Here is a 13,261-nt window from a genome sequence, read left to right as displayed (position 1 = left end):
GTACCGTACTTCTCCTTCCTACATCTCACGTCTGCCTTCTAGAGCCTTAGACAGTGTGACTTCATCCGCATACTCTAAATCTCCGCCTACTGGAAGTCCGTGAGCAATGCGAGAGAGTTTAATTCCTGATGGTTTTAACAATCTGGAGATATACATGGCTGTTGCTTCTCCTTCAATGTTTGGATTGGTTGCAAGGATCACCTCTGTCACTTGATCGTCTTGCAGTCTTTTTAATAGGTCAGGAATTTTAATATCCTCTGGACCAATTCCGTCCATTGGCGAAATGGCACCATGAAGCACATGATATAAGCCGTTGTATTCTTTCATTTTTTCCATTGCGATTACATCTTTTGGATCCTGCACTACACAGATAACAGATTGATCTCTTCTTGTATCTTCACAAATATAGCAAGGATCTTGGTCTGTAATATGACCGCATACAGAACAATAAGTTAAATTACGCTTTGCATTTACAAGCGCCTTCGCAAAATCTAGTACGACATCTTCCTGCATACTAAGAACAAAAAAAGCCAGACGGACCGCAGTTTTTGGTCCGATTCCTGGCAATTTCATAAAGCTGTCAATCAGCTTTGATATTGGTTCAGGATATTGCATCTTCAGTTATTCCTCCTAGAATAAACCTGGCATGTTCATTCCTTTTGTGAATTGACCCATCGTTTCATTCGTTAGCTCATCGACTTTTTTCAATGCATCGTTTGTCGCAGCAAGAACAAGATCTTGAAGCATATCGATATCTTCTGGATCAACAACTTCTTCATTAATTGCTACATCAACGACTTCTTTTTGTCCATTTACTTTTACAGTGACCATACCGCCACCAGCTGTACCTTCAAGAACTTTTTCTGCAAGCTCTTCTTGAGCCTTTGCCATATCCTTTTGCATTTTTTGCATTTGTTTCATCATTTTTTGCATATTTCCCATTCCACCGCGCATATGAACACCACTCTCTTTCATTTTTATTAATCTTTAATTTCAATTAAATCGGTTCCTACTAATTTCTTTGCTTCCGCAATCAATGGATCCTCTTCAGTAGAAGTTCCCTGACCATCTGCTTGTTCATCCGGCTGATGATCTCTTAAAAATTCTTCTCTTATTTTACCCCATTGAGCGTCAGGAACGCCAACTAATTCCACTCTTTTTCCTAACATAGACTCTAGCAGTTGTTCAAGATTGGTTCGAACACCGCTTTTATCTTCAGCAACCATTTTACAATGTATTTCAAACTTGAATTTTAAAACAAAGGCATGCGAAGCAGCCGCAACTGGCTCACTGTCCGTTAATAACGCAGCGTGAGACACTTTATTCTGCTGTTTCAACTGGGCAAGGAGCTCTCCCCATTTGCCTTTAATTTTTTCTAACTCAGGCCGTTTCGCTTCTTTTAGAATCTCATGAATTCGGCCGACAGGAGCACGATAGCCATTTTTGTTACTCGTTTGTGGTCGAGGCGCTTCCTTTTTTTCTTGAGGGCTATGAGATGGAGACATTGGTACCCCTTCGGCTCTTAGCCTTGAGAGTTCCTGTTCCAGCCTGTTTATTTTATCTGTTAGCGCCGTTAAATCAGCGTCAGCATGACCTTGTGTCAACCCTGCTGTTGACTGACACAGCTTTACAACCGCTACCTCAAAGAAAATCCTAGGATGATTTGTCCATTTCATTTCTTGGTGGCTTTTATTAAGGACTTCAATTGTTTCATACAGAAACTGAGGTGTCACACGATCTGACAGCGCCACGAAACTTTCGTCGACCTTTACCTTTTCAAGAACACCCTCGAGATCTGGTGCCGTTTTATAAAGCAGCATATCTCTAAAGTAAAAAATCATATCCTCTATTAATTTAGCAGCATCTTTCCCCTGCTGAAGCAATTCATTTAATGTATCTAACGCTGTGGCAATATTTTGATCAAAAATTGCTTCAGCAAGCTGACTAATGAAATGCTGAGATACAGCACCTGTAATGAGCAGCGCATCATCAATTGTCAATTGATCACCACTAAATGAGATCGCTTGATCTAAGAGACTTAGTGCATCACGCATACCGCCATCAGCTGCACTAGCAATAATCTCGAGCGAGCCCTCCTGTACGTTCAGGCCTTCTGCATCTACAATTTTCTCCATTCTTCCAACAATATCTTTGGTCGTGATTCGTTTAAAATCAAATCGCTGACAACGAGATATGATGGTAAGAGGAATCTTATGAGGCTCTGTGGTAGCCAAAATAAAGATACAATGAGCAGGCGGTTCTTCCAGCGTTTTAAGGAGGGCATTAAATGCACCGATAGAGAGCATATGTACTTCGTCTATAATATAAACCTTATATGTAACCGCCGAAGGAGCAAATTTCACTTTATCACGTATATCTCGGATTTCATCTACCCCGTTATTCGAGGCAGCATCTATTTCAATCACGTCTGAAATTGAACCATTTGTAATTCCTTTACAGGCATCACATTCATTACACGGCTCACTAACAGGTGACTTTTCACAGTTCACTGCCTTTGCAAAGATTTTGGCAGCACTTGTTTTACCTGTTCCTCTAGGACCTGAAAATAAGTAAGCATGAGAAAACTTTTTCTGCAAAAGGGCATTTTGCAACGTTTTTGTGATGTGTTCTTGTCCAACAACATCCTCAAAAACTTGAGGTCTGAACACTCGATATAAAGCTTGATAACTCACAAATACGCCCTCCTCCATTTATCATCCTTTTCATTATACATGATGCACCGATCAATTCAAAAGCACACCTTTATTTTCTAATATGCCAAAAAGATGATTTCAATTATAGAGTTTCTACTTTTCATGCATTAAAAACGTATTTTCTAGCTTTGTGAAAAGACCCGAAACCCCAAAAAGAACACCAGTTCCTGTTACAATTAGTGAAAAAAACAAATGGCGCCAAAAAGACTTTTTATCTATTTGTATAACTAAAGCAGTTGAGCTATCCTTTGAACAGCAACAAAAAACTCACCTAGATAAACTAGATGAGTTACATTTAATATTGATTTACCGTGCACCTTCTGTCGATTCGCTACCCCAAGCGTTACTTAAACAGTTAGCTCGGCCCAGGCAACCCTGCGGCACATGAGAGGTTTCACTTAATGCTGCTTCCTTCCGGACCTGACATGGTTCATGAATTCCCATTGCGCAGGACCCAGACGTCAACACCACTTATTTAAGGCAGACCTTGAAGTAAACGAACCTCGAGAAGGGATTCGGCCTCGCTAGAGCGGATTGCGAGTACAGGGCACCGCTACCTCCCCGCTTAGCACGGCAAAATGAATATTAAATTGTTAGTGACGCAGACATAAGTATACCTTCTTATAGCTCAAATTGCAAACGACATCCATTCATTTACTTTTGGCTTGTTTCTTTCGCTGACGGAGGTTTCGGAAGAACTGACTTAACAGCTCACCACACTCATTTTCAAGTACACCACCGATGACCTCAGACTGATGATTAAACCGTTCATCATCCAATAAATTCATTAAAGTACCTGCACATCCACCTTTTGGATCGTATGCACCAAAAACAACCTTTTTCACTCTAGAAAGAACAATAGCACCTGCACACATTGGGCATGGTTCAAGCGTAACGTAAAGAACAGCATCTTCTAAACGCCAGCTCCCTGTCGCTTTACATGCTTCATCAATAGCAAGTAATTCTGCATGTGCAATTGAACGCTGCTCACTTTCCCTTAAATTATGAGCCCGGCTCACGATTTGGTCATCAACAACTATGATGGCACCAATCGGCACTTCTCCTATTTGTTCTGCTTTTAAGGCTTCGGAAATGGCTTCTTGCATAAACTGTTCATCTTTCGTCATGGCACGGCTCTCTTTTCATGTTTTTTAAAAGGAAATTGAGGTTAACATATTATCACAATCTTTTAAAGGGGGTCTTAATTTGTCAAAGCACCAAAAGGCGCTGCTTATTATCGATATGATTAATAATTTTGATTTTGAAATGGGACATGTGCTTGCAGAAAAAACAGAGCAAATGACCAATAAAATTTTAGCTCTTAAAGAACATGCTTTCAAGGAAAATTGGCCAATCATTTATATCAACGATCACTACGGACTTTGGAAGGCTGATATCCAAGCTGTTCTGGAAACATGCAAAAACGAAAGAAGCGCTCCTATTTTAGAGAAAATGACACCATCTAAAGATAATTACTTCTTAATTAAACCTAAGCATTCTGCCTTCTACGGTACTGCACTAGAGACACTCTTAAATGAATTAGGTGTTGAGGACATTATTCTAACTGGAATTGCCGGGAACATATGCGTTTTGTTCACTGCAAATGACGCGTACATGCGAGAATACAATCTAATTGTACCTAAAGATTGTATCGCTTCAAACGACGACAGGGATAACGACTACGCTTTAACGATGATGGAGAACGTCCTTCTAGCAAAAATCACCACCGCTAAGGAAATCACGAATGAAAATCAAACATGATTTAGCCATAACCCTCATAAATTGTTAGCAATAACAAAGGGGGCGTTGACTATTCAAATTTATGTTGTCAAAAGAGGAGATACTTTAAACGATATTGCCATGCGTTTTAAAACGACAGTCAATGAAATCATCCGTACTAACGAAATCGAAACACCAAATCAACTCGTCATTGGACAAACAATTGTCATTCCAATTAGAGGTCAATTTTATGGGGTCAAACAAAATGACACACTATATCAAATTGGTAGACGGTTTCAAATCTCAGTGGAAGAGTTGGCACGTGTGAACAGAATTCGACCTGAAGCGATACTACCTATTCGCTTCTTGCTCTATATTCCACAAAGACCGAAAAGGAACATTAATTCCAATGCTTATATTGAACCACGTGGAAATCAAGTCAGTGAAAACTTAAAGCAGGCAGCCAGAGAGGCCTCCCCATACTTAACCCATTTAGACGTCTTTAGTTTTCAAGCACAAAGAGATGGGACGCTACGAGAACCACCTTTAGACCAACTACCCCAGATTGCCGTTCAGAACAGAACTGTATTAACCATGGTGGTGACGAATCTAGAGAATGAAAAATTCAGTGATGAACTTGGCCGTATTCTTTTAACTAATCAATCTGTCAAAACGGCATTTTTAAATGAAATTGTTCGTGTTGCCAAGAAGTATCAATTCAAGGAAATCCATTTTGATTTTGAATATTTACGCCCTGTTGATAAAGATGCTTATATTCAATTTTTAAGAGAGGCAACAGCTCGTTTCCATCAAGAAGGATGGACAATATCTGTTGCACTTGCACCAAAAACAAGTAGTCAGCAAAAGGGCAAATGGTATGAAGCCCATGACTATGAAGCGATCGGTAAGATCGTCGATCATGTTGTGTTGATGACCTATGAATGGGGGTACAGCGGCGGACCTGCACAGGCTGTCTCTCCAATTGGACCTGTCCGCCAAGTAATTGAATATGCACTAACTGTCATACCGGCAAATAAAATTGTAATGGGACAGAATTTATATGGCTATGATTGGACACTTCCTTTCGTCCAGGGCGGCCCGATCGCCAAAGCCGTCAGTCCTCAACAAGCAATTGCACTTGCTAGACAGCACAATGTCTCTATCCTATACGACGAAACAGCACAAGCACCTCATTTTCGTTATACAGATGCCAATAACAAAGAGCATGAAGTCTGGTTCGAAGACGCTAGGTCGATTCAAGCAAAATTCAACCTCATCAAAGAGCTAAAATTAAACGGAATTGCTTATTGGAAATTAGGTCTATCTTTCCCACAAAATTGGCTCTTATTATCAGATCAATTTAATATTGAAAAAAGAACGACATCGTAATCCATTCGCTCTATCTATTAGAAGGGGTATGGTACAATATACATTGGTTTGACAACTTTAACTTTATAGATAGAGGAGAACGCCTATGTATCCTGCCCCTTTTATTGCAGTGGAAGGCCCAATTGGAGCCGGAAAAACAACTTTGGCTACAATGCTTGCAAAGGAATTTCAATTTCCTTTAGTAAAAGAGATTGTAGAAGAAAATCCATTCTTAGATAAATTTTATGAAGATATGGAACAATGGAGCTTTCAGCTTGAGATGTTCTTTTTATGCAATCGGTTCAAACAGTTAGAATTAATTGAAGAAAACTATGTGAATAAACAGCAGCCGGTTGTCACTGATTATCATGTCTATAAAAATATGATATTTGCAGAAAGAACATTATCAAAAAAGCACATGGATAAATACAGAAAGATCTATCACCTGCTAACAGATGATCTTCCTAAACCAAATGCCATGATCTATATAAAAGCCAGCCTTCCCACCTTACTTGAAAGAATACAGATGAGAGGACGCTCTTTTGAAGAAGACATTGACCCAGCTTATTTAAAAACACTCATTGAAGATTATGAGCTAGCCATTGAACATTTAAAACAGACTGAGCCAGGGCTTCCTATCATTACAATTGAAGGAGATCATACAGACTTCGTTTCCTCACAGCAAGATTACCAGCAAATTGTACAGAACATAAAGGAGCAAGTGCTATGAACAAGATCGAAATACCAAAGGACGCAGTCATCACAATTGCCGGGACTGTTGGTGTCGGCAAATCCACTATGACCAAAACAATAGCAGACAAGCTAGGGTTTCAAACGTCTCTTGAAAAAGTAGATGATAACCCATATTTAGAGCCTTTTTATTCAGATTTCCAAAGATGGAGCTTCCACTTACAGGTCTATTTCCTGGCTGAGCGTTTTAAGGAGCAAAAGCGGATTTTTGAATCTGGCGGAGGATATGTACAAGATCGTTCCATTTATGAGGACACTGGCATTTTTGCAAAAATGCATGCGGACAAAGGTACGATGTCTGAGGTCGATTATGAAACATATACAAGCCTATTTGAGGCGATGGTGATGACACCTTACTTCCCTCACCCTGATGTCCTCATCTATCTGCACGGGGATTTAGATCATATTTTACATCGTATTGAAGAACGCGGCAGAGAAATGGAAACTCAAACTGACCGTGCTTATTGGGAAGAAATGTACACTCGATACACAGAGTGGATCGAACAATTTGATTTATGCCCAGTGATTAAAATTAATATTGAAGATTACGACCTACTTCATGATGAAAGTTCACTTGATCCCATTCTTCATGAAATAGCTTCTGTTATTCAAAAAAATCGCTCTAAAACAAAATAAAAAAAACCGCTGCATTCGCGAAATGCAGCGGTTTGACAATTTCCAATTTTTATGCTTGCGTTTAATTCAACTAAGGTAAAAAATCAATATGGCGGAGGAAGAGGGATTCGAACCCCCGCGGGCTTTGACACCCCTGTCGGTTTTCAAGACCGATCCCTTCAGCCGGACTTGGGTATTCCTCCGTATCGACAAGAATTAATATACCATATCATTTTATTTGAAGTCAACATCTTTTCGAAAAAAATTTCAATTTGTGATTTCGGCATGATATTTGCCTATAAAAAAGCAGCCATTGATGGCTGCTCTTGATCTATTTCGTATCCTGTCTCATTTCTTCAATAAACTGATTCATCTCTACTTTAAACTCATTTAATGATTCGATAATCTTCGTAAAGTCTGTCACTTGTTCGGCTTGTTCATTTGTTGAGCTGCTGATTTGTGAGATGTTTTCAGACAAAGTGCCAATGCTGTCTTGGATTTCTTTTAAAAATGTATTAATGGTTTCAGCCGCTTCCTTCGAGCCATCTGATAATTTACGCACTTCATCAGCCACGACAGCGAACCCTTTTCCATTCTCACCTGCTCTTGCGGCTTCAATTGCAGCATTTAAACCTAGCAGATTTGTTTGTCTGGCAATCCCGCCAATGGTTTTTACGACTTCTTCAATATTCGCAGATTTCTCTTCCGCTCTTCCTGCCTGTTCGCTTATTTCTAAACTTGTGGCAGCCAGCTCTTGTGAATGTGCAGCAATTTGCTCAATTCCACCTTGGAGTTCTTTCGCTACTTTATTGATTTGCTCCATATAACCGCTTAATTTTTTTTCACGATGATATGTAAATGCCACTAAAAAAGAGCCAATTACTTTTCTATCTTCATCAAAAATCGGGTAACCTTTTACAGCAACTTCATAACCATATAGTGTTTCTGGTAAGTAACCGTCATATTCTTGTCCTCTTAATGTCGTCGCCACATTTTGGTCTTCTGGGTTCAATGGGTCCCCAACTTTCATACCAAAATCTATTGTGTTAGACGGGTAATAACAAAGTACCTTCTCTGTATCCGTGATACCGAAAAGAATACTTTCATCTAGTACCTTTCTAAGTAATTGAGCCATTTCAACATAATAGTCAAGCCTATTCAAGATTATTCCTTCTTTCCTAGAAGCTTTTACTCTTTTTATCGGCTAAATTCAGGAAAACTGTAGGACTTTTGGTAAAAAGAATAAGATGCCTTGGCGGCATCTTATTTCATCACTTCTTTATTTCCCATGTAAGGACGCAGCACTTCAGGAATGATTACTGTTCCATCCTCTTGTTGATAGTTTTCTAAAATAGCCGCTACGGTTCTTCCTACCGCTAATCCAGATCCATTTAATGTGTGGACATGTTCTGGCTTCGCTTTAGGCTCCGGACGGAAACGAATGTTTGCGCGTCTTGCTTGGAATGCTTCGAAGTTACTGCAAGAAGAAATTTCACGGTACGTATTCTGGCTCGGAATCCATACTTCGATATCGTATTTCTTTGCAGCTGTGAAGCCTAAATCTCCCGTACACATGCTCATGACACGGTATGGCAGGTTCAATAGCTGAAGCACTTTTTCTGCTTGATTTGTTAATTTCTCTAATTCTTCATAAGAATCTTCTGGTCTGACAAATTTCACGAGCTCTACTTTGTTAAATTGATGCTGACGGATAAGTCCACGTGTATCTCTGCCGGCAGATCCAGCTTCTGATCTGAAGCAAGCACTGAATGCTGCATAGTTAATTGGCAGCTGTTCACCATCGAGGATTTCGTCACGATGCATGTTGGTAATCGGGACTTCGGCTGTTGGAATGAGGAAGTAATCTTCTTCGCGAATTTTAAAGGCATCCTCTTCGAATTTTGGAAGCTGACCAGTTCCTGTCATGCTCGCTCTGTTGACCATATAAGGTGGAAGCACTTCAGTAAAACCAAACTCGTCCACATGTAAATCAAGCATAAAATTATACAATGCGCGCTCTAAGCGCGCGCCAAGCCCTTTATAAAAAACGAAACGGCTTCCTGTCACTTTTCCTGCACGTTCAAAATCAAGGATGTTGAGCTCATCAGCTACGTCCCAATGTGGTTTTGGTTCAAATGAGAAGGCTGGCTGTTCGCCCCATTTTCTCACTTCCACGTTGTCGTCTTCTGTTTCACCAACTGGTACAGAGTCATGAGGGATATTTGGAATTGAGAACAGGATGTGCTGCAGGCTTTCTTCTACTGTTCTTAGCTCATCATCCAGCTTCTTGATCTCATCTCCTACCTCACGCATTTCTTGAATAATGTGATCGGCGTCTTTCTTTTCTCTTTTTAGAACAGCTACTTGCTGTGATACTTCATTTCTTCGGCTCTTTAATTCTTCTGTTTTCCCGATTAATTCTCTTCTTTTTTGATCTAGCTCACCAAACTTATCAAAATCCGCTAAATCTTCGCCTCGGTGTGCTAATTTTTCTTTGATTTGATCAAAGTCCGTGCGCAGTTGTTTAATATCCAGCATGTATAACACTCCTTTTTTTATCGAAAAATAAAAAGAGCCCTCATCCCATGAAAGGGACGAGAGCTCTCGCGTTGCCACCCTGATTGAAAACATGCAGAAGCATGCTTTCCTCTTTCCTCTGTAACGGTATCACCGTAAATGCTTACTTCTCTTGTTTCAGCATTTCGCTCAAGGATGGATTCAGAATGCATCTTTCACCGATTCTCACCAACCATCGGCTCTCTGAGAAAGAGGGGCTTCTTACTATTTCCCGTCAACGCTTTTTCGATCTTTGATTGTGTTTTTAATGTACTATAAGTTTTATCTCTTTTCAACCGTTTTATACAGCAAGCTTCGTTTTGTAGGACTTCACCATATCAACAAACAGCTGCGTTAACCGGTGATCGTCTGTCAGCTCTGGATGAAAAGAGCAGCCTAGGATATTGTTTTCTTTCGCCATCACAATCCTGCCATCATATTCAGCCATAATTTCTACGTGATCATCTGCGCTGATGATATGAGGCGCACGGATGAACACCCCTGTAAACGGTGCATCCAGCCCTTTTACTTCTAAATCTGCTTCAAAGCTGTCTACCTGTCTGCCAAAAGAGTTCCGAGCAACAGATACATTTAACAATCCAAGATGAGCATCTTCTCGATCCTCGATATGCTTTGCCAGCATAATCAAACCGGCACATGTACCGAAAATCGGTTTCCCTTGAGCAGCGAACGCTTTGATCGGATCAATGAATTGGTACGTATCCATGAGTCTTCTCATCGTCGTACTTTCTCCACCAGGGATAATCAAACCATCAACGGATTCTAGCTCTTCTACTCGTTTGATGATCTTTCCTTCTGCTCCACAGGCTTCAATCGATTGAATATGCTCTCTCACCGCTCCTTGAAGCCCTAGTACACCAATTGTCAGCATGTTCGTTTGCGCTCCCTTAATTACCAGCCACGCTCTTGCATACGTTCTTCTGGCAGTAGATTTGAAATTTCAATTCCTTTCATAGCTGTTCCAAGCTCTTTTGAAAGTTCTGCAATGAGACGATAATCAGTGTAATGAGTTGTTGCTTCAACAATCGCTTTTGCGAATTTAGCTGGATTGTCTGATTTGAAGATACCAGATCCGACAAATACACCGTCTGCTCCAAGCTGCATCATTAACGCAGCATCTGCTGGTGTTGCAACGCCTCCAGCTGCAAAGTTCACAACTGGCAGCTTGCCATCTCTTTTGATTTGCAGCAATAATTCATAAGGCGCGCCAAGATTCTTGGCTTCTGTCATCAGTTCATCTTCACTCATGGCTGATACTTTACGAATCTGAGCATTGACCTTTCTCATATGACGAACAGCTTCTACAATGTTGCCTGTCCCAGGCTCTCCTTTTGTACGAAGCATAGAAGCGCCTTCTGCGATACGGCGGGTTGCCTCACCTAAGTCGCGGCATCCACAGACAAAAGGTACTGTGTATTCATTTTTATTTAAATGGAATTCTTCATCTGCGGGCGTCAGCACTTCACTCTCATCGATATAATCAACACCAAGTGCTTCAAGAACACGAGCCTCGACGATGTGGCCGATACGTGCTTTTGCCATGACTGGAATCGTTACGGCATTTTGTACTTCCTCTACGATTCTTGGGTCTGCCATACGGGCAACACCGCCTGCTGCACGGATATCAGCTGGTACTCGTTCTAGTGCCATGACTGCCACCGCACCTGCTTCTTCTGCAATTTTTGCCTGCTCCGCATTGACGACATCCATAATGACGCCACCCTTTTGCATTTCTGCCATTCCACGTTTCACTCGTTCAGTTCCCTTATTGCTCACAATAGTTTCCTCCCATTTGTCTATTCGATTCATTCAACATCTTTATCATACAAGCGAGAAAGTATAACAATAAAGAGAATAGTATAACAATTCAAACAGCCGATAAAAAAGAATAAACCCTTGTATATAAAGGGTTTCCAGCTAAAAACATGTCATTTTCTCTTTCAAGTGTGATTTACATGCTATAATGCAACTATAACAATTAAAATTCATGTATAACAATGTTGCATTCTATGGAGGGGTTTCATGCATATTGATATCCATCGACACTCTGATACATCTCTTTCAAATCAAATTTACTTTTCAATCATTGACCACATTCAATCAGGTTTGCTTCAGCAAGGAGAAAAGCTGCCAACTGTACGTGATTTAGCTAAGCAGCTCAATGTGAGTCTTGTCACGGCAGCAAAGGCATACACCCGATTAAAGGATGACGGATATTTAAAGACGGTGCAAGGTAAAGGAACTTTTGTGGATGAGCAGCAAGAGCAGGCAGAGATTCCGGTTCCATCATCTACTTCTTTCGATTGGCAGTTGTCGATTCCAGATTATTTACCACGGTCTCAATTCGCTCAGTATCACTATGTCGAAGAAGCCATTAACCTTTCTTCCTCTATGATCGATCCAGGGCTTTTGCCCAACCGGTATTTAGAAAAAGAGATGCAGCATGTACTAGCCAGGCATCCCCAAATCATGTCGAAGTATGGTGAGATACAAGGTGACCTTCAGCTGCGACAAGTCATTCAATCATTTTTAGAAAAGTTGGATGTGCCGTCTACACCTGAAAATATCCTAGTAACAAGTGGTTCTCAGCAAGGGCTTGATTTGGTGGCACGTACGTTTATTGGGCCGGATGATGTGGTGGTCATGGAAGCACCGACATACCCCGGAGCCATTGATGTCTTTATGGGCAGAGGAGCAAGAATCATTACTGTCCCTGTCGATCATGAAGGGATGAACATGAAACAGCTTCAAAGCATTTGTGATAAATATAAACCGAAACTCATCTATACGATTCCTACTTTCCACAGTCCAACAGGGGCCAGTATGTCGATGAAGCGTAGAAAACAGCTTCTCTTACTGGCTCAAAGCATTGATTGTCTCATTGTAGAAGATGACCCTTATCGTGAGCTTTATTTTGAAAAGAAGCCGCCAGCACCTATTAAAAGCTTGGATCATGATGGACACGTCATTTATTTACGAGGATTAAGTAAAACACTGGCGCCAGGATGCAGAATCGGGATTATCACAGCCTCAGGCTCGATATTTAACCGTTTATTAGCTGCAAAGGCCAATAATGACTTAGGCAGCCCTCTCCTCACACAAAAGGCCATATTGCCGTTTCTGACATCGAAGAAAATGATTGATCATACGAAGAAGCTAAGAACCGCCTTGAAAGTGAGACGCGATTTGATGATGGATGTGTTAACGAAACACGCACCGAAAGATGTAACGTGGCAAATTCCACAGGGCGGGCTCAATTTATGGCTTAGCTTTCCTTCCTGGGTCGATACACGAGCACTGTTGCATGAGGCACGTAAGCAGCAAATCACCTTTCTGCCTGGCTCTGTCTGCTACCCTGGTGAGCCGAAGCAGAATTATATCCGCCTCAGCTTTTCCTATGTGAATGAAAAAGCACTGACCGAAGGCGTGGAAAAGTTATGTGATATTTTTCAGCAAGCTTTATCCACTCCTCAAAATCAGAAGCAATCGCTCTTCTTTTAACGATAAAAAAACTGCTC

The 13,261-nt window shown here is 40.8% G+C and carries 12 protein-coding genes, 1 tRNA gene, 1 other RNA gene, 1 pseudogene and 1 other annotated feature; of the genes and pseudogenes, 5 read left to right on the top strand and 10 right to left on the bottom strand.

The window, feature by feature from the left end; genetic code table 11:
• Window positions 1–18: 18 nt before the first annotated feature.
• The 5 genes from recR to tadA all read right to left on the bottom strand — a co-directional run bounded on the left by recR (window position 19) and on the right by tadA (window position 3,841).
• Entirely contained in the window at window positions 19–615 is a 597-nt protein-coding gene (recR, locus tag QR42_RS00145) for a recombination protein RecR (protein ID WP_003218094.1), read from the bottom strand.
• A 15-nt stretch (window positions 616–630) separates the two neighbouring features.
• A complete protein-coding gene (locus tag QR42_RS00140; RefSeq protein WP_008342011.1) occupies window positions 631–954 on the bottom strand; it encodes a YbaB/EbfC family nucleoid-associated protein in 324 nt (107 codons plus the stop codon).
• A gap of 26 nt (window positions 955–980) precedes the next feature.
• A complete protein-coding gene (gene dnaX / locus QR42_RS00135; protein ID WP_039175861.1) occupies window positions 981–2,693 on the bottom strand; it encodes a DNA polymerase III subunit gamma/tau in 1,713 nt (570 codons plus the stop codon).
• A 330-nt stretch (window positions 2,694–3,023) separates the two neighbouring features.
• Window positions 3,024–3,288: signal recognition particle sRNA large type (gene ffs, locus QR42_RS18740), an RNA gene on the bottom strand.
• A 76-nt stretch (window positions 3,289–3,364) separates the two neighbouring features.
• Complete coding sequence (tadA, locus tag QR42_RS00130) at window positions 3,365–3,841, bottom strand: tRNA adenosine(34) deaminase TadA (protein ID WP_034284264.1); 477 nt, start codon at window positions 3,839–3,841, stop codon at window positions 3,365–3,367.
• 79 nt (window positions 3,842–3,920) lie between these two features.
• Here tadA and QR42_RS00125 point away from each other — a divergent pair, with 79 nt between their 5' ends.
• The 4 genes from QR42_RS00125 to QR42_RS00110 all read left to right on the top strand — a co-directional run bounded on the left by QR42_RS00125 (window position 3,921) and on the right by QR42_RS00110 (window position 7,187).
• Complete coding sequence (locus tag QR42_RS00125; RefSeq protein ID WP_039175857.1) at window positions 3,921–4,475, top strand: cysteine hydrolase family protein; 555 nt, start codon at window positions 3,921–3,923, stop codon at window positions 4,473–4,475.
• A gap of 99 nt (window positions 4,476–4,574) precedes the next feature.
• A complete protein-coding gene (locus QR42_RS00120; protein ID WP_235354806.1) occupies window positions 4,575–5,822 on the top strand; it encodes a glycoside hydrolase family 18 protein in 1,248 nt (415 codons plus the stop codon).
• A gap of 85 nt (window positions 5,823–5,907) precedes the next feature.
• Complete coding sequence (locus tag QR42_RS00115) at window positions 5,908–6,531, top strand: deoxynucleoside kinase (protein WP_039175853.1); 624 nt, start codon at window positions 5,908–5,910, stop codon at window positions 6,529–6,531.
• On the top strand, window positions 6,528–7,187 hold the full coding sequence (locus tag QR42_RS00110; RefSeq protein ID WP_039175851.1) for a deoxynucleoside kinase: 660 nt from the start codon (window positions 6,528–6,530) through the stop codon (window positions 7,185–7,187). Before QR42_RS00115 ends, QR42_RS00110 begins: the two co-directional genes overlap by 4 nt.
• Before the next feature lie 89 nt (window positions 7,188–7,276).
• Here QR42_RS00110 and QR42_RS00105 read toward each other — a convergent pair.
• The 5 genes and pseudogenes from QR42_RS00105 to pdxS form a co-directional block, all read right to left on the bottom strand.
• Window positions 7,277–7,369, bottom strand: a tRNA-Ser gene (locus tag QR42_RS00105).
• A gap of 128 nt (window positions 7,370–7,497) precedes the next feature.
• Window positions 7,498–7,833, bottom strand: a pseudogene (locus QR42_RS19765) (methyl-accepting chemotaxis protein); the annotation flags it as partial.
• 596 nt (window positions 7,834–8,429) lie between these two features.
• Window positions 8,430–9,704 carry a serine--tRNA ligase gene (gene serS, locus QR42_RS00095; protein WP_039175845.1) on the bottom strand — a complete coding sequence of 425 codons (1,275 nt, stop codon included), beginning with the start codon at window positions 9,702–9,704 and terminating at the stop codon, window positions 8,430–8,432.
• 49 nt (window positions 9,705–9,753) lie between these two features.
• Window positions 9,754–9,970, bottom strand: a binding site (T-box leader).
• 53 nt (window positions 9,971–10,023) lie between these two features.
• Complete coding sequence (gene pdxT / locus QR42_RS00090; RefSeq protein ID WP_039175842.1) at window positions 10,024–10,614, bottom strand: pyridoxal 5'-phosphate synthase glutaminase subunit PdxT; 591 nt, start codon at window positions 10,612–10,614, stop codon at window positions 10,024–10,026.
• Between the two features lie 20 nt (window positions 10,615–10,634).
• Entirely contained in the window at window positions 10,635–11,519 is an 885-nt protein-coding gene (gene pdxS / locus QR42_RS00085; RefSeq protein WP_039175840.1) for a pyridoxal 5'-phosphate synthase lyase subunit PdxS, read from the bottom strand.
• A gap of 246 nt (window positions 11,520–11,765) precedes the next feature.
• On the opposite strand from pdxS, the gene pdxR reads away from it, so the two are divergent.
• Entirely contained in the window at window positions 11,766–13,244 is a 1,479-nt protein-coding gene (gene pdxR, locus QR42_RS00080; RefSeq protein ID WP_039175838.1) for a MocR-like pyridoxine biosynthesis transcription factor PdxR, read from the top strand.
• Window positions 13,245–13,261 lie beyond the last annotated feature (17 nt).

Source organism: Bacillus sp. WP8, assembly GCF_000800825.1.
GTDB lineage: Bacteria > Bacillota > Bacilli > Bacillales > Bacillaceae > Bacillus > Bacillus safensis.
Note: the sequence above shows the minus strand (reverse complement) of the source record. Positions and strands in the feature narration are given on the sequence as shown.